Source organism: Pantoea agglomerans, from assembly GCF_020149765.1.
Classification (GTDB): Bacteria; Pseudomonadota; Gammaproteobacteria; order Enterobacterales; family Enterobacteriaceae; genus Pantoea; species Pantoea alvi.
Genome location: NZ_CP083809.1, coordinates 2,095,904 through 2,111,214, shown reverse-complemented (window position 1 = coordinate 2,111,214; position 15,311 = coordinate 2,095,904). Strand labels below are relative to the sequence as shown.

General features: G+C 49.1%; 25 protein-coding genes and 1 pseudogene. 10 read left to right on the top strand and 16 right to left on the bottom strand.

Annotated features, from left to right (window positions below):
• Positions 1 to 71: 71 nt before the first annotated feature.
• Complete coding sequence (locus LB453_RS12790; protein ID WP_224481773.1) at positions 72 to 1,250, top strand: tyrosine-type recombinase/integrase; 1,179 nt, start codon at positions 72 to 74, stop codon at positions 1,248 to 1,250.
• Here LB453_RS12790 and LB453_RS12785 read toward each other — a convergent pair.
• The 13 genes from LB453_RS12785 to LB453_RS12725 all read right to left on the bottom strand — a co-directional run bounded on the left by LB453_RS12785 (position 1,231) and on the right by LB453_RS12725 (position 7,219).
• On the bottom strand, positions 1,231 to 1,422 hold the full coding sequence (locus LB453_RS12785; RefSeq protein ID WP_103795692.1) for a helix-turn-helix transcriptional regulator: 192 nt from the start codon (positions 1,420 to 1,422) through the stop codon (positions 1,231 to 1,233). The two genes, LB453_RS12790 and LB453_RS12785, sit on opposite strands and share 20 nt — an antisense overlap.
• Positions 1,423 to 1,459: 37 nt before the next feature.
• Positions 1,460 to 2,143 carry a hypothetical protein gene (locus LB453_RS12780; RefSeq protein ID WP_103795693.1) on the bottom strand — a complete coding sequence of 228 codons (684 nt, stop codon included), beginning with the start codon at positions 2,141 to 2,143 and terminating at the stop codon, positions 1,460 to 1,462.
• A 36-nt stretch (positions 2,144 to 2,179) separates the two neighbouring features.
• Positions 2,180 to 2,518, bottom strand: a complete 339-nt coding sequence (locus tag LB453_RS12775) for a hypothetical protein (RefSeq protein ID WP_103795694.1) — start codon at positions 2,516 to 2,518, stop codon at positions 2,180 to 2,182.
• Complete coding sequence (locus LB453_RS12770; protein ID WP_103795695.1) at positions 2,518 to 2,868, bottom strand: hypothetical protein; 351 nt, start codon at positions 2,866 to 2,868, stop codon at positions 2,518 to 2,520. The genes LB453_RS12775 and LB453_RS12770 overlap by 1 nt, the downstream gene beginning before the upstream one ends.
• Positions 2,868 to 3,374 carry a hypothetical protein gene (locus LB453_RS12765; RefSeq protein WP_103795696.1) on the bottom strand — a complete coding sequence of 169 codons (507 nt, stop codon included), beginning with the start codon at positions 3,372 to 3,374 and terminating at the stop codon, positions 2,868 to 2,870. The genes LB453_RS12770 and LB453_RS12765 overlap by 1 nt, the downstream gene beginning before the upstream one ends.
• Positions 3,371 to 4,063: a hypothetical protein gene (locus LB453_RS12760; RefSeq protein ID WP_103795697.1), complete on the bottom strand. Its 693-nt coding sequence runs from the start codon at positions 4,061 to 4,063 to the stop codon at positions 3,371 to 3,373. The genes LB453_RS12765 and LB453_RS12760 overlap by 4 nt, the downstream gene beginning before the upstream one ends.
• Positions 4,056 to 4,358 (bottom strand): hypothetical protein, encoded by a 303-nt coding sequence (locus LB453_RS12755; RefSeq protein ID WP_103795698.1) that lies wholly within the window; start codon positions 4,356 to 4,358, stop codon positions 4,056 to 4,058. The genes LB453_RS12760 and LB453_RS12755 overlap by 8 nt, the downstream gene beginning before the upstream one ends.
• Positions 4,358 to 4,702 carry a hypothetical protein gene (locus LB453_RS12750; protein ID WP_103795699.1) on the bottom strand — a complete coding sequence of 115 codons (345 nt, stop codon included), beginning with the start codon at positions 4,700 to 4,702 and terminating at the stop codon, positions 4,358 to 4,360. The genes LB453_RS12755 and LB453_RS12750 overlap by 1 nt, the downstream gene beginning before the upstream one ends.
• Positions 4,699 to 5,136: a hypothetical protein gene (locus tag LB453_RS12745; protein ID WP_103795700.1), complete on the bottom strand. Its 438-nt coding sequence runs from the start codon at positions 5,134 to 5,136 to the stop codon at positions 4,699 to 4,701. Before LB453_RS12745 ends, LB453_RS12750 begins: the two co-directional genes overlap by 4 nt.
• Positions 5,137 to 5,146: 10 nt before the next feature.
• Complete coding sequence (locus LB453_RS12740) at positions 5,147 to 5,305, bottom strand: DUF1317 family protein (protein ID WP_103795701.1); 159 nt, start codon at positions 5,303 to 5,305, stop codon at positions 5,147 to 5,149.
• Positions 5,292 to 5,810 carry a hypothetical protein gene (locus tag LB453_RS12735; protein ID WP_146053816.1) on the bottom strand — a complete coding sequence of 173 codons (519 nt, stop codon included), beginning with the start codon at positions 5,808 to 5,810 and terminating at the stop codon, positions 5,292 to 5,294. Before LB453_RS12735 ends, LB453_RS12740 begins: the two co-directional genes overlap by 14 nt.
• A 407-nt stretch (positions 5,811 to 6,217) precedes the next feature.
• Positions 6,218 to 6,355 carry a hypothetical protein gene (locus LB453_RS12730; protein ID WP_224481428.1) on the bottom strand — a complete coding sequence of 46 codons (138 nt, stop codon included), beginning with the start codon at positions 6,353 to 6,355 and terminating at the stop codon, positions 6,218 to 6,220.
• A gap of 168 nt (positions 6,356 to 6,523) precedes the next feature.
• A complete protein-coding gene (locus LB453_RS12725) occupies positions 6,524 to 7,219 on the bottom strand; it encodes an XRE family transcriptional regulator (protein ID WP_103795703.1) in 696 nt (231 codons plus the stop codon).
• Between the two features lie 98 nt (positions 7,220 to 7,317).
• On the opposite strand from LB453_RS12725, the gene LB453_RS12720 reads away from it, so the two are divergent.
• The 7 genes and pseudogenes from LB453_RS12720 to LB453_RS12695 all read left to right on the top strand — a co-directional run bounded on the left by LB453_RS12720 (position 7,318) and on the right by LB453_RS12695 (position 11,264).
• The gene (locus LB453_RS12720) at positions 7,318 to 7,572 is read left to right on the top strand and encodes a helix-turn-helix domain-containing protein (RefSeq protein ID WP_033750701.1); all 255 of its coding nucleotides are present in this window, start codon (positions 7,318 to 7,320) and stop codon (positions 7,570 to 7,572) included.
• A 13-nt stretch (positions 7,573 to 7,585) separates the two neighbouring features.
• The gene (locus LB453_RS12715; RefSeq protein ID WP_103795704.1) at positions 7,586 to 8,134 is read left to right on the top strand and encodes a YmfL family putative regulatory protein; all 549 of its coding nucleotides are present in this window, start codon (positions 7,586 to 7,588) and stop codon (positions 8,132 to 8,134) included.
• Positions 8,135 to 8,320: 186 nt separating this feature from the next.
• Positions 8,321 to 8,497 (top strand): annotated as a pseudogene (locus tag LB453_RS12710) (DUF4222 domain-containing protein); the annotation flags it as partial.
• Positions 8,493 to 9,380 (top strand): transcriptional regulator, encoded by an 888-nt coding sequence (locus LB453_RS12705; protein WP_103795706.1) that lies wholly within the window; start codon positions 8,493 to 8,495, stop codon positions 9,378 to 9,380. The pseudogene LB453_RS12710 and the gene LB453_RS12705, both read left to right, overlap by 5 nt.
• A 14-nt stretch (positions 9,381 to 9,394) precedes the next feature.
• On the top strand, positions 9,395 to 9,826 hold the full coding sequence (locus LB453_RS12700; RefSeq protein ID WP_103795707.1) for a PerC family transcriptional regulator: 432 nt from the start codon (positions 9,395 to 9,397) through the stop codon (positions 9,824 to 9,826).
• On the top strand, positions 9,823 to 9,945 hold the full coding sequence (locus tag LB453_RS23320) for a hypothetical protein (RefSeq protein WP_263489576.1): 123 nt from the start codon (positions 9,823 to 9,825) through the stop codon (positions 9,943 to 9,945). The genes LB453_RS12700 and LB453_RS23320 overlap by 4 nt, the downstream gene beginning before the upstream one ends.
• On the top strand, positions 9,942 to 11,264 hold the full coding sequence (locus tag LB453_RS12695; RefSeq protein ID WP_103795708.1) for a ParB/RepB/Spo0J family partition protein: 1,323 nt from the start codon (positions 9,942 to 9,944) through the stop codon (positions 11,262 to 11,264). Before LB453_RS23320 ends, LB453_RS12695 begins: the two co-directional genes overlap by 4 nt.
• A gap of 201 nt (positions 11,265 to 11,465) precedes the next feature.
• Here LB453_RS12695 and LB453_RS12690 read toward each other — a convergent pair whose 3' ends face one another.
• Together LB453_RS12690 and LB453_RS12685 are read right to left on the bottom strand one after the other, a co-directional pair.
• On the bottom strand, positions 11,466 to 11,993 hold the full coding sequence (locus tag LB453_RS12690) for a hypothetical protein (RefSeq protein WP_103795709.1): 528 nt from the start codon (positions 11,991 to 11,993) through the stop codon (positions 11,466 to 11,468).
• 140 nt (positions 11,994 to 12,133) lie between these two features.
• Positions 12,134 to 12,691, bottom strand: a complete 558-nt coding sequence (locus tag LB453_RS12685; protein ID WP_103795710.1) for a DUF4145 domain-containing protein — start codon at positions 12,689 to 12,691, stop codon at positions 12,134 to 12,136.
• Positions 12,692 to 13,150: 459 nt separating this feature from the next.
• Between LB453_RS12685 and LB453_RS12680 the strand changes: the two genes are divergently transcribed.
• Positions 13,151 to 14,167 carry a DUF968 domain-containing protein gene (locus tag LB453_RS12680; RefSeq protein ID WP_103795711.1) on the top strand — a complete coding sequence of 339 codons (1,017 nt, stop codon included), beginning with the start codon at positions 13,151 to 13,153 and terminating at the stop codon, positions 14,165 to 14,167.
• Positions 14,168 to 14,188: 21 nt separating this feature from the next.
• Positions 14,189 to 14,956, top strand: coding sequence for an antitermination protein (locus LB453_RS12675; RefSeq protein WP_103795712.1), 768 nt, complete (start codon positions 14,189 to 14,191; stop codon positions 14,954 to 14,956).
• 12 nt (positions 14,957 to 14,968) lie between these two features.
• On the opposite strand, the gene LB453_RS12670 is transcribed toward LB453_RS12675, so the two are convergent.
• Positions 14,969 to 15,253, bottom strand: a complete 285-nt coding sequence (locus LB453_RS12670) for a hypothetical protein (RefSeq protein ID WP_146053817.1) — start codon at positions 15,251 to 15,253, stop codon at positions 14,969 to 14,971.
• Between the last annotated feature and the right edge of the window lie 58 nt (positions 15,254 to 15,311).

Here is a 15,311-nt window from a genome sequence, read left to right as displayed (position 1 = left end):
GCTCGCGTATTCCTTTGTCCAACGATGATCAAGTACAATGTGAGTACCAACAAAATAAGATGAGTACACAGATGGCCATCAGTGACACAAAGCTAAGAGGATTGCAGGGTAAACCCTATGACGGACCGCCTGAGTTAACTGACGCAGATGGCCTAGGAATCCGCATCACGCCAAAGGGTATTATCAGCTTTCAGTACAGATACCGATTCAACGGTAAGCAGCATCGTCTCGGAATTGGGCGCTACCCGGAAATCTCGCTGAGGGATGCGAGAATAAAAGTAGGGGAATTTAAGGAGTCCCTTGGAGCAGGTAAAGACCCTAAGCACCATAAGCCACGGGTAAAATTTCGCCCAACACTCCAGGACTGCATTAACTACTGGTGGAAAAACTATGTTCAGCAATCCCTCCGTGAGAGCACTCAAGAGGTTTACAACCGCGTAGTTCTGAACGAAATGGAAGGCGTGTTTGAGGGTATTCCTCTTGAGGATATAAACGTCAGTACATGGGTAGATTTCTTTACTGAAAAAGAGCAGGAAAACCCTGTTAAGGCCCGAAGGCTCCTGGTTAATCTGCGTGGTGCCGTAGACTGGTGTATACGAAGGCAATACATAGACAGTTCAAGCCTACTTCGCCTTGACCCTAAAGACTTTGGCAAAAAACCAAGGGTAGGGGAAACAGTCCTGACCTATCGCCAGCTGGCCCAGATATGGCTTGAAAATGAAAAAACTACTGCGACCGCGTCCTCTAAGCGCCTGGTTAAGTTACTCATTCTTTATGGCGCTCGAAATAGTGAGATGCGCGAAGCCCTCAGGCAAGAATTCAATTTCGAAGAAAACATTTGGACTCTGCCGGCCGCAAAGAGCAAAACAGATAAAATCATCAGGCGTCCTATTTTCAAGCATGTGCTGCCACTGTTGGAGGAGGCTAAGTCATCAGGGAAAGATATTCTTTTCCCTGGCGCTTACGATCGCGATGTCCCCTTGTCGATTGGCTCCGCAACAAGATATGTCAGGCTATTGCGTGATCAATTGAGCATTGGTGACTTTACGGCCCATGACTTCAGGCGAACTCTGGCGACCAGACTTTCTGAGGAAGGTGTTGCGCCGCACGTCATCGAGAAGATGCTTGGACATGATTTAGGGGGCGTGCTTGCCGTTTATAACAAGCACGACTGGTTAGCAGAACAGAAGGCGGCATATGAACTTTATGCAGAAAGGATTTTTGAGCAAATTAAGCTGATCTCTGGTTAACGCCGCCGTTAAGTATCCAGCTATCAACCTCGGCCAGTAAGTAAAGCTTTGGACGGCTTCTTACTGGTTTAGGGAACCCCATCCTATTGGTGTAAGTCCAGATGGTCATTCTGGATGAAACCTTTAGCTTATCCATAACTTCTTTCTCTGAAATCAAATCTGTATTGGCCATGTTATTTCTCCACGATAAACCTGCTGCAACAGGAATGTTATTTTCTGGGTTTTTTCATTTCATCTTTAGAAAGGAAAGTTACTGTTAGAATGTCCAAATTAGTGAAATCTTCATCTGAATAATTTTCGAACATCAACTTCAGCCTGTTACACTCTTCATCAAATTCTTTTATTAAAAAAGATCTAGTTGATTTAACAAGATTATAAAGATTACTGAAGCTAGGTTGATCCAAGGTTTCTGCTAGCATGCCTATGCAAATAACCCTTTCCACCTTAAATTCTTTTTCCCCATTGTTTAGTATAACGGCAGGAATACTATTTAGATGAGCAGTTTCATCATGGACAATATGTTTGTTTCTCAAGAGCTTAAAATACTTAAAGCTCTCAAGAGCTATCGGGTCTAGGTTGCTAAATAACTGCGCCTCATCTAACCTCGCCCTAGATAAAGGAATATCCTCCTTTTTTGTAACTTGGTGCGTGAAACACTTTGTGAAATGAATAATGGCAGATCTCCATAGTGATTCTTTAACAAAGTTTTCAATCTTTTGATTATTAAGTATGTAATTTAGGCTACTAATTGATATATCTAAATCCGTTAAGTGATAGTGTAAATCTACTAGTTTTTTTGAAAGCTCCTTGGGAATTGTAAACGCTTTATCAGCATCTTGAATTCCATCTATGTGGAGTCCTTCATCGGTGAAAGAGAATCCGAAAGATTGCATTTTAACCTCTTTGACTAGGAAATAATGATCAGCAACTTATATCATTAATTTCAGTCGATGCCAGCCATTTGTCAGCCAGCAGGCGGATTCACCCTGGCAGGGGCAAGCACTTACCGGCAGACGGTCGCCACACTTTCCGCACTGGCGCTTCGCCAGCGCTTCCAGCTGCTGCGCCAGCTCAGCCGCGTCCTTGCGGATAAGCATGGTGATATACTCGTTTAGCTCATACGGCTCGCGGCCGGGGCGCCGGGCGGCGCAGTTCTGCGCCAGCATTTCCACTTCCTGACTATCCAGCTTCAGCTCCAGCTTTTTACCGCCGGCAACGCGCTGGCGGGCACGCTGCGCGGCTTTACGTTCGGCGGGGGATTTTGGCATCAGCTTTTGCCTCCGGCGCGGCGAATCCTTGCTTTAGCGTTGCGCTCTACCTGAATAAGCTTCTGAATATTGGCCCTTCGATAGCGCTCTTCATCACGTAGAGCCTGCACATCATTTGCCAGATTGGTTTCTTTGCGTGCAATCTTCATCAGCAGGTCGAACGCATCAATGACGGCGCCGCATTTCTTGCATTTAACAGAGCGATCATGCTCGTTGACGGTGAAGCCTGGATGCAGGCAGAACTGACCATCTTTTTCGAGCGCAAAATTAATGCGCTCTTTTGGGTTCGTATCGTCCGCGATCGGAAAGGCGACGACGTTGTTCAACTCCTTTTCCGTATCTGTGTACATCACTCCACCTCCGGCGCTGCTGCCAGCATGGCCCTAAAAACCTGATAAGGCGCATCAGATGAGATTTTGCTGTATTCATGAACTGAACCGTCTTCACAGCTATCGAAACCGCAGTCTACGCACTCCTCAAACTGGTCTTGCCCTGCTGACACCATCTCCTTTGTCGGCTCGACCGGCACGAGTTTCCATCCGGCCGGTATTGCTGTCGCGGTAACGGGCTGAGCCAAGTAGAGGGGGGCTGGTCGATAAATTAGATTTTCTTTCACTAAATGCTTCGGCTTAAGCCATGAACCAAAAGTCGCATTGTCTTTGCGCTGCATTCCGTACCCGACAGGCTTTGCCTCCAGTGACACCAGGGCAATTTCGGTGGTGGCCAACTCTTTTTGCAACTCCTCCCTGACACTTTTAAGTGCGTGCTGCTTTACGGCAAATTTGAGGCCTGCCAACTTCTCTTTGTTGAAGGCGATCAGCTCATTACGCTGCTCTTCCGTATATGCCTGCATCATTCCCCCTCCACGCGCTTAAACTCGATCACCCACACCCACGGGTTAGCCTGCCAGCTTTCCTCTCCGTAGATAGAGCGCCACAGCTTGCTATAAGCGCTGATGGGGTAACGCTCCCACTCATGCCATGGCCAGCCAAAATCATCAGTACCGGGGTAGCCATCACGGTCAGGAATGCCGTACTTATAGGCTCGCCCGTCTTTGCTTATTTCTGCCAAACCTTCAGCGATAGCGTCATGCTCATTGATACTATTCAACCGCTCGACCCGCACGCCGGTAATCTCCAGCGTTATGCGGGAAGCCCAGCGCGGCAAGTGGATGGATGGGCGCCAGTTAAAACCGCGCACATCACGATCTGAGTTTGCCAGGCGGTCAGATGCAGCGTATCGAACGACCTGGGCATAGCCATCGCAAGGTTTAACTGGTTCATAACTGCCAGGCTCAAGCGTGGCGAACGTCTCACGCACCCACAGGCGATCGCCCGGCAAACCGAATGGACACCATTCACGGTAGTAGCTTTGGCTGTTAGCGTGCTGGTGGCCTGATTCAAGCGGGTAGCACTCTCCAGCGTGCGCAGCTGCTTCTATCATCTTCAGCTGGTGCGGCGTAAGTATCCGGCGCGTCTGCGTCTTGCTGCCGTTCAGTACGGCGCGCACCATGTCCGCATTGAAAATCATCCCGCGCTCACGCATCTACCCACCCCTCAACTTTCGCGCCACTCATTACATTCAGCCAGGCAGAAACTTTTGAATTGAGTTCGGCAATATTTTTCTCAGCCATAACTTTGAAATATTCGCGAGCCTCATCGGCTGTATCAAAAAGGCGATAACGCTCTTTGGGGTAATAGCTTGTATAACGAGTTCGACCAGCAATAATAAGCCAGCTTTTAGCCGTCTCCTTAACGACTTCCACGGCCTCAATAACAGCAATCGAATGATGCTCAGGCGATAAAGTAGCGCGTACCAGATATTTTACTGTCTTAGCCATCACTCACCATCCTTACCGTCATGGAGCTGGGCGCCTAACGCGTAACGGGCATCGATAGGGTCTTCGCCATCTTCCGTTTCGAGATAGTCACCATTAACGCTTTGAACCATTGCCTGACAGCAGGCATTACAGCAGCGATATGACATCAACTCACCATCGAACCTCCATTTCGCGCTGCGGTGGATTTCCCCCGGCTGAATTTCCCCATGACAAATGAAGCAGACGTATTTTTTGCGCCCAAGCACTATTTCATTGGAAAGTTCGGTATCACCTTGCTCTCCAAAATCACCTTGGAAGAGATCAAAATCCAAGGCATCCTGCAGTTCGTCTTTACTCATCATCATTCACCATCCTTACCGGCGCCGGCGCGAAGCATATCCATCTCAAGCTGCGAGATGAGGTTAATAACGTGAGATACGCCGGGCTGCTGGTGGTTGGTCATGGTCTGGACGTATTTCCGCGTCTGCACGACGGCTTCAGCCTGGAGCGCCTTAATCCACTCGTTAGCAGCTGGTGTCACCATTGCGGCATTCAGGTTGGCAACGAGGCTCATATGGTCGCCTGTGGCGTTCAGCGCGGCGATGGCATCCGGCATGATGCTGTTGATGCGTAGCACTTCACCTGCCATAACGCTGGCGCGCGCGTTCGCGACGTCGAGACGTGTAGCGAGCTCGCTTACCATCTTAGCCATATCCATCAGGCCGGTATCGGCTGAGAGGTTTTTGGCAAAGGAATGGCCAGCGGCAACAATTTCTTTATTTGATTTTGCGTTGAGCATGTTGGGCGCCTCAGTGGATGGTGATGTTGCGGTTTATTTCCTCAGCCATGCGCTGAGCTTTAATCGGGTTTTTAACCAGCTCACCATCCGGGGCGATCCATCCCTTTAAGATGCTGGAGTAGGGGAAGATGATGATCCCGACTCTGATGTCGTCGTTAGGCGTCTGCATTCTGGCGCTCCCGTTTTGCCTGGTCGAACTCGCTGCCCAGTATTTCAATAGCGCCTGCAGTTGCTTTCGGCGTTGCTGAGGTTTCAACGTAGATAGCATCACCATGGCGGAAGTAGGTAATGCCGGTAAAAAGTAAGGTGCCCCAGTCGAGGCCGATCAGCGGATAGAAAGCACCTTTATCAACGTCAATTTTTGGACGCTGCTCATTCCACAGCACTTGCAAAGCCTTATGCTCTTCCGCCATTCCAGCTGGTGCCTTATGTTTAGGCCAGCATGCAAACCCTGTGCGGCTCGTTGCTTTTGTCCAAAGCTCAGCAGAAACGTAGATGCCACCTGAGAATTTGACGCCATAAAAACCTTCACGGACGCCATCAGAATTGAACACAGGTTTTGCATCAAATAAGGCGGCAAACGAAGTTCCAGCGGCGCGCAGCTTAATCGCATCGCTCTGTAGTTTTTCCCAACCAGCCAGGGCTTCCGCGCTGGTGAATTTAAAAAAGCTCATGAAACTTTCTCCACACGATTTTTGATTGCATGAATCCCTTGCCAGTGACGGCAATAAAAAGCTGAGGGATTCGCTTAAAGGGCTGGTGGGTTACTGCAATAACCCACAGCCTGATTTCTCCACACCGAAACATCGAAGGGTATTGTGGCGCCGGGTGCCTCCCGGTGCTCTGGCCGAGCTGGCGAACTCCAGAGCGGTGACCTTTAAACTCTGAGCATCGCACGATAATCACGATGCCAGCTCTCCGCGTGCGCTAGCCGCATTCACCACAATGAGGAGGGCATTCACTCCACGTCTCTAAGCGTTCGAAAACACCCGCTTTGCAAATGCCCTTTTCATTGTGAAAAAAAGAGCGGTTAGATCAGATTGCGAACTGAAGAAACCGCCAAAAAACACAGCGTCATCCATCAAAAAACCGGCTTCGCTGCCGGGCTATCGACACAGCACTCCAACAACACGATTCCCATATCCCCATCGCAAACCAGCTCGGCATCCGGGAACAGGTACAGAAAAGTGATCAGGTCCCAAAACTTGGTGTTGCTCATGTTCTTGACCATTCTCATCTCAATATCCGTAAGTAACTGCTGATGAGGAAAACAATAATGCGGATATGCATATAACGCAAGTGTTAAAATGCGTTATTTGCAAACAATAAATGTTAAAGACGCAAAAAAGCCCGGCAGAACCGGGCTTATGTGACTTGTGAGGAGGGGTTAGCCGTGTCGTTTGAAGGATTGCGACTGGCTGATCATGACCTTGCCGAAAATATAAAAGCGGTGTTCATTCGATTCATCAATGAACCAGTCGCGATATCGGGTATTGTCAGAAATGACGACGATTTTATCGGGAACCATCTGCAAGCGCTTTATGTGTATTTTTCCATCGAAATCAAACACATAAATACCATCACCATCAAATTGATTTACTGAAACATCTACAAAAACAAGGTCTCCTGGCTCGATAGTGCCCGACATACTGTCACCGCGGACATTAACCATCTTGACCGTTGTCGCAGGCTTACCGCCGAAGAAGTTCTTGGCGTGCTCAGTGTTGTACTCAATAGAGCGAATGACATCGATAATGTCACTACCAACAAAGGCTCCTGGGCCAGCACTTACATTTACATCAAGCAAATCCACACGATACACATCCCCCCCTTGTATAACCTTAACCATATCCTTACTGTTATTATATACAGTATTTTTTGGATCGGAGGGAATAAATAATTCACCGAGGCTCACATTTAGCGCATTCGCTATTTTATTAAGCGATTGCTCGGTAAAGGATTTTTGCTTTCCTGTCTCAAGGCGTGAAATGTTCGCCTGGTCGACGCCTACAGCATCAGCCAGATCGTTCATTGTCAGCCCGCGCGCAAGCCGCAGTTCTCTGATTCGATTTCCTATGTTCATGTGCCTATTTAATGGCTAGTTTGCATGAAACGCAAATTAACTTGCGCAATCTGCTAGCATGAAATAATATGCGAATTACGCAACTAAGGGGGTAAAAAATGTCTTCACCGCTACGAAACTTGCGCAAGTCGCAAGGCAGAACACTAAGTGAAGTAGCCGGCGCCATCCATCTGGATGTAGGCAACCTAAGCCGGATTGAACGCGGTCTGCAGGTGGCATCACTGGATGTAGCAGAGCGCCTGGCTTTGTTCTTTAAAGGCGAAATCAGCGAGCTGGAAATTCTTTATCCCCAGCGCTACCTGACCAGCACCGAGACTTTAACAGCTACGCCATCCGTAGCGAAACCACAGTAGAGAGGGCTTAGCCGTGGGTAAACCTGACTGGCAAATAGAAAAGCAACCAGCCTGGCTTGTTGCTGCGATCCGAAAAACCATCACCAGCATGCCTGGTGGTTATGCGGAAGCAGCTGAGTGGCTGGGCATTACAGAGAACGCGCTCTTTAACCGACTGCGTCTTGAGGGTGACCAGATATTCCCCATGGGTTGGGCGATGGTTCTTCAACAGGCCAGCGGCACTAAATACATAGCTGACGCAGTGTCCCGTCAGTCGAACAGCGTTAACGTCCCAATGGTGGAGATCGAGGATGTTGATAACGCAGACATCAACGAGCGCCTGATGGAGTCAGTTGAGTGGATCGGTAAGCATTCAGCCTATCTGCGTAAAGCCACAGAGGACGGCGTGATTGATGCAGCTGAAAGGGAGCAGATTGAGGAGAACAGCTATCAGGTAATGGCTAAGTGGCAGGAGCATCTAACGTTGCTGTATCGCGTTTTTTGCCCGCCAGATAAGGCGAACGCCCCAGGTTGCAGCCCGGAGCGTTCAGTTGCGACCAAATCACTTGGTGTGGAGAAATAATCGCATGGTCAATTTAAACAGATTCCATCCTGTTCCGCAATTTAGGTGCCTGCCGTCGGCTGGTGGCCGTTTCAATCAGGAGCCGCTGCGGTATGTGCTTAATGTACCTGGATGCAGCGAAGAGGTGAACCACAGCTTTGTAGAGTGGGCTGTGGGTGAGTCACACCGTCAAATGGGGTTAATGGAATGCGCGAGCTCAACCGAATGTTCAAAGACAAACGCGGCGTCATTGTCCGTGTCGTTCGGTGGGAGCCTGAAACAAACCGCGTTATCTACCGGCGCGACAATTACGAACATGGTGAGTGCTTCAGCCCACTTGACCAGTTTCAGCGTTATTTCAGGGAAGTAAGGGCAGATCATGAGTTTACTTCTGAAAGTGAAGCCCCTAGTCATCAGCCCAGTGCTGGCATGCCGGATCGGCCTGAATGAAGCTATCGTGCTTCAGCAAATCTGTTACTGGCTGGAAGACACTAACTCTGGCGTAGAGCATGACGGTCGGCGATGGGTTTATAACACTATTGACGAATGGAATGAGCAATTCCCGTTTTGGTCTTCTGACACGGTTAAGCGCGCCCTGACTTCGCTTAAAAAGAGCGGTCTCATCTATGTTGAGCAATTGAAAAAGTCTCAGCACGACCGTACTAATTTTTACGCAATCAACCACAAAAACCCACTGCTCACCGATGAGGGCAATTTGCACTCATCGAAGGGTGCAAATTGCACTCGTCGAAAAGGGCAGGTTGCGCCAGTCGAAAAGGGCAATTTAATCTCATCCATGGGGGCAACCTGCCCTCGTCTTACAGAGAATACAACAGAGAATACTACAGAGATTACAACAGAGACTGTTCGTCAGGCTTCGCCTGCCCAGCAGCATCTGGATTACCAGTCCATTCTGGACGCTTATCACCAGATCATCCCAGAGATGCCGCGTGTGGCTGAATTCACAGGCAGCCGCCGTGAAAAGCTGCGCACTTTCTGGCGTAAGTTCGACTTCACCCAGGAGCGCTGGGTGGCGTATCTCCGCTACATCGCGAAGAACTGCCGGTGGATGTGCGAGAACCGGGCGGATAACACTTCAGGGCGCACATGGCGCAAAAAGAACTTCGACTACCTGATCACCGAGCGCTGCTACTTATCGGTCAAAGAAGAGCGTGCGAACGACCTCCCTAAAGCTGGTGGACAGCGTGACATCACTGTCGTGCCATCCGCTGATTACGCAATCCCGCATGGCTTCCGTGGCGAATAACAGGAGACGCAACTATGAATACTGAGCAAATGATTCTGGCACATATCCTGGCTAAGCCGGGGATGCTGACAAGCGAGCTGGCAATTGCCATCCAGATGAACCGCACTGAGGTCAGCAAGCTGGTGGGAAACCTTACAGCTGTTGGTGAGCTTTACCGCGATGATAAGTGCCGCTACTTCGTAACCGAGCCAGCGACGGAGGAAGATCACAGGTTCGCTGCGCTTTGTGACAAAGCCTATGACCTGGAGGATCGCCAGTTATGGCGCCGGGCATCTGCAATGTGGCTAAAAGCCATGGACGCAACTCGTAAAGAAGGGCTGAGGCAAAAAGCAGTTCTTCGCAGAGCGCGCTGCTTGAACATGGCTTCGGTTCGCTGCACGAACTATGGCGGCCTGAACAGCGGAGCGTTGAGTAGCGAAAGCGGCTGGAGTGAATCGTACCGATGATGACTTCACTGCAGCGCCATTACGAGCGCAACGTAATTTTTTACCAAAGCATTCGCACTGCGGCCCTGATGATAGCCGCGCTGATCGTTACCCTGTCCTGGGAGCTGGCATCCAAATGACTAACTTAGCAAGAATTTACGACAACAAAGCAAAGACTGAAACCAACATTACCACCCGAAAAACTTACCTGCTGGGCGTCGATGAGCTATACGTCGAAAGTGGTTACAACATACGTGAGATTGACCAGACCCACGTCGAAGAATTCCGCGATGCCTTTATCGCCGGTGAGCATGTGCCTCCGTTGGCTGTGCAGGTCACTGAACAGGGCATCAAGATCATCGACGGTCATCACCGTTACCATGGCGCGCTGCTGGCGAAAGAAGCTGGTTATGACATCCGCTTGGAGTGCAAAGATTTCGTAGGGTCCGAAGCCGATCGCATCGCCTTCATGGTCACGAGTAGCCAGGGGCGCGCGCTGGAACCGCTGGAGCGCGCAGCAGCCTATCAGCGCATGAGCAATCAAGGCATGGAACCGGCTGAGATAGCGAAGAAGGTGAAGCGCTCTATTGCTGACGTGGAGCATCACCTGCAGCTGCTTACTTCCGGAGATGAACTGATCGCCATGGTAAAAAACAAAGAGCTTGCTGCAACTACAGCCGTTGCCCTGGTGCGCGAGCATGGTGTGAAAGCCGGAAGTGTCGCAAAAACGCAGCTGGAGAAGGCGAAGGCGACTGGCAAGAAGAAGCTGACAAAATCCGATGCGATGCCTCAGTTCAGCGCTGCGCGCGCTCGTCGCCTGGTAGAACTGCTGTGTGATGCTCAGAAAGGCGAAGCCGAGGAGGGGAAAGGCGCTTTGCTTATCGACCTGAGCCGCATTGAAGAAGTTATGGCCATCATTTCCGAATACCGCTCAGGCATTCCCGCTGGCGCGTCGCCGTCTGCCGTAAACGCTGATAGCCAGTATGACGAAAACATGCCACTAACCCGCGCTGGCATTCTGGAGCAAAGCGGCGTTGAAGTCTGGGCCTGCGCCGCTGCGATGTTTGGCGACAAAGACATTTATCCATTCAATGAATCCCGTTTCGCGCATACCTGGGCGGCAGACTCATTTGAAAATCCAGCGGTCGTGGTAGTGCCGGCAGAGATTCTAGCCAAAGCACAGCGCCTGAAGCAGAAAAAGCTGGAGAACGCGGAGCTGAAAGCGTGGGTAGAAGCTCAGTATCCCGATCTGGAAGATGCGCAGGTAATGGAGAAGTTCAATCGCTTCAGTTCAGTAGCCATCGAGGCGCGGCTGAATACCGAAATGAGCATGGCAGAGTTTATCGGGCTGGTGGAGCGTGCTGATAAATCATCGTGGGAAAATATCCGTATGCTGCGCGCCGCCGTCACCGAACTGGCAGGGCAGATGACGATATCGGACATAGGGGGTAATGCATGAAAATGATTTTGCCATCTCCGATTAGCATAAACGGTCGCTCACCTTGCCTTTCTTAGATAAGAATAATCAGCACGTGTTAATGTATTTTTCATAAAATATAGTTTTGCTATGAAGGTCCGCTTGAAATTAAAGCGGACTGTAATTTGTATTTATTTTGCTTGCCAATAGTAAGCCAATTGTAGAAGTAAAAGGATAACTAACTTATATAAAGACTCCGGGGCGCTGTGTTGAGATGCATTCAGAGACTTTTTCAATGATTTCAAGGCAGTGTTTAATGAAATTATCATCAACCCTTACCAGACCCATAACACCAGATACATCACCTTCTTCAGTTGCGGGAGTCTCAGGTGTTTCTACAACAAAATCAATCGTGCTAATTTTCTCAAGAAGTTTAGCGTAACTTGCTCCATCACCATGTTTTAAGGCGTTTATTGCAAGGTAGCAATTGTGAAAATCTTCTTTTAAAGTGAGGTTGTTTGCTTCTTCAAGTATTAACTCAGTCTCTTTAAAGCCGTTTTTACAATTGAGCGCTAATTGTAGATGTGCTTCAAAGATTGAAAACATGCCTACTGCATGAATCATCCTTTGTAAGTTTAATGATTGAAGGTTTTTTACTGGGGTTGTTGCGCCAGTCTCTGATAATTCAATCACCGTTTTATCGTAAGCTTCATTTATTGTGCTTAAAGAAAAATAAGTGCATCTATATACCAATTCGGAAAATCGGTGCATATGTTAACTCCATTACTAATGGTGAATATAAAAATGCCCATATACTGATGGTTAGTATAAAGGATACTAAAATCAATATCTGTAGCTGGTTAAGTGTCATAATGGCTTATGCTGAAAACTGCATTTCCGTCCTGCAGGAATTACTCTGGCTCTATAATAAGCAAAGATATTTTAGCTGCGATTCTAAGGTATCGCTCAGCTTCATTTTTTGTGAGTTCAAAATCGTTTAAATGCAAAGCCTTATTTCTAAGCGCTTTCATTTTCCCTAATAAATCAGCTGTGGACTCGTCAATTCTTCCCTCTTTCACTAACCATTCAATAAATAACGCAGAGTTAATCCGAGGGACGGCTGCTCCTTGAACAAATCCGGCCTTACCAGCTGCTTCCTCAATTAGTGACCATGACTCGACAATCGCAGCTCTAGGGGAAATATCGGCGATTCTCTCCAGTTGAAACAATCTTTCGATGAAATCACTATCTTCTCCCGAAGAGTATTTAGAAACTTCATTAAGATGAGACTCAGTTGCCATGACTTCAGCATCAATTAAACCCAAATTAAATTCAGCTTCAGCACTTCCAATTTTTACTTTGGATATTCTTAAGATTAGCTCCTTCACGTCATTGCCATATTTGTTAACAAACCATACAAATGCTAGTGGCCAAGCCAAAGCAGAGACTAATTCTGTAATAGTAGACATCTATTTTTAAGCTCTAAGTTTTCATAATGCTTATATTACATTGTCTTAATATAAAAAAATATGGGCAAATTGTTTATGTATAGGTATCCTTTGCTAAGTCATTGATTGGTCAACGCAATGAATTTCTGCTTTTAACATAAGGGGACCATTAAAGCTATTAAAAGATGATTTTATACATCTAGGTCGTGAATTTTAGTTTTGAATTGTTATGATAGTTAGGTCGTTCAGCGTTTGCAGACGCTGCCGGAAAAGGTTGGTTCCGTTCATTTGCAGATGAGGGGGCGGGACCGGATTAAAAATGGTGTGGAGAGCAGACATGTCAAACCAGGTAACTGGCGGCTTAACGCCAGCCAGCCAAGCCGTAATCATTCCATCAAGCGCGCCTCTAAGCGTGCCATTAGTCACACATCGATATCCTCAGGCAAATTTCTCTGAGCGCCTGGCCCCCGGATTTACCTCGTGAGGGCGCTTCTAACACCGGAAGTGGCGCCGCGCACGGGGATAGTCTTGTTCAAGCCTGGCTCAGAACTGATGAGCCTGTTTCGTGGCCGCGTACTCATCAGCACGCCGACTGGCGATATGGCTGACCTGCCGTCAGGGAAAATCAACGATGGCAATCAGCCCTTACTGGATGAGCCGCTGCTGAATTCCTTCTTCCGTCATGAGCGTGTTATTGCCGCTGCTGGTGGCTTTCCCGATCTTACTGTCTGGGTAGGCATGATTAACGCATGCCAGTGCGATGACGGCGACGGCTTCCACTTCCACGAAATGACCACGCTTGAAACAGAAGATGGCGTGCTGTCGCTCTGCTACCACCATGACAACAAGCTGCGCAATAACGGCGTATCTGGTGAGATGGAAGAGGTTGCCGCGGCGAACGTCGCAGCGTGGATCATTCACAGCGCGTGTCTCGATATGGGCCTGCATGCTAACCATACGCTGACCTTGCCCGAACTGTGCTGGTGGGCATCCATCAAGGACGTAATCGACCTTGTCCCCGAAGCGCCGGCGCGCCGTGTTCTGAAGATGAAGGCAGAGCAGGTGGCTACCGGCACGCTGAAGGAATCACTGATTACGCCAGAGCGTCCGGGCCGGGAAGTTTTGCAGGAGGCCGGGGAAGTCGTGAAGAAGGTTATCAGCCTGGCGGCAGACCCGGAGTCGCCGGAATCATTTATGCTTCGTCCAAAGCGTAAGCGCTGGGAAAGCGAGAAGTATACGCGCTGGGTAAAGGCGCAAAAGTGTGCCTGCTGCGGTAAGCAGGCAGACGATCCGCACCACATCATCGGGCACGGTCAGGGAGGAATGGGGACGAAGGCGCATGACCTATTTGTGATACCGCTTTGCAGAGCGCATCACGATGAGCTGCACCGGGACATGAGGGAGTTTGAAAGCAAATATGGCAGCCAGATTGAGCTGCTTTTCAGGTTCCTCGATCACGCGATTGCAGTCGGCGTTATCGGGGCAGATAAAAAATAAAGGGTGTGGAGAAGGATTAGCATGAAAATTGAATCGGCGTTAAAGCATTTCAGCCCAAAGACTATGAACATCAGCGATACCTCACGCGCAACGGCATCTGAAGCGCTGACGGGTACTGACGTGATGGGCGCCTTTGGCATGTGCCAGTCAAAATCTCCGTTAGGGGTGGCGGCCGTCCTGGCTAAAGCAGGGCTGGGCGAAGAGGATAAAACGCGCGCAGTTAATTATTTACTGGCTTATGCGCGCACCTCGGTTCCCCGTCTGCTAATCAAAGGTGCAGGCGCCAAGTTGCTGCCTTGCCTGACCGTTATGTGCAAACTCGCTTTTGAAGAATACACACGCTCGGCTGCGTCTAAACATGACTGTCCTGATTGCGAGGGGCGAGGCATTACCAACAGCATCGCCAATGTGATGGTTCATCCTGGCTGTGGCGAAAAGACCCCGCCTAAATATCGCCTCGATACAACAGAGCATCGGTGCGTGACATGTCACGGGAAAGGATTCATCAGCGCTCGCTGCCGTTGTAACGGAACTGGACGCGTTCGCGACCTTGAACAGTCAAAGCTCAGAGGTTGCCCGGTTGAAAAAGAATGCGATCGCTGCAGCGGTAAAGGGTACAGGCGTAAACCATCCAGTAAGGCCTATAAAGTTGTGAGTATGATTGTCCCGGATTTGCATGTCAGGACGTGGGAGCGCAACTGGAAACCTTTCTTCGACGCGCTGGTTTCAAAGCTGGAAATGGAAGAGAGCCACGCGGACGCAGCCTTTAAATCGGTGACACGCCAGTAAACCGTGAAATAATTATCCATATGGCTGAATAAAAGAGTTGATTTTGTCGTAAAATGGATTAATATCGATCCCATAGTGGGCTTTCTGTACACGACGCTCACTACCATCATCAGTAAGCCCCGCCGCCCGGTGGGGTTTTTTATTTCCACACAATACCAAAGGCGCTGAGCGCAGGCGGCTTATCCGCACTGTCCGGGACTGCAAACCTGTAGTGCCTTTCATATTGTGATAAATACCAAAATTTACCCTGTTGCCGACGGGCAAGGCTGTTACCGCGTTTTGCGTCAGGGTATTCAAATCTTAGGGCTCGCTTCGGCGAGCCTTTTTCGTTTTTGCGCCCGGCCAATCAACTCAA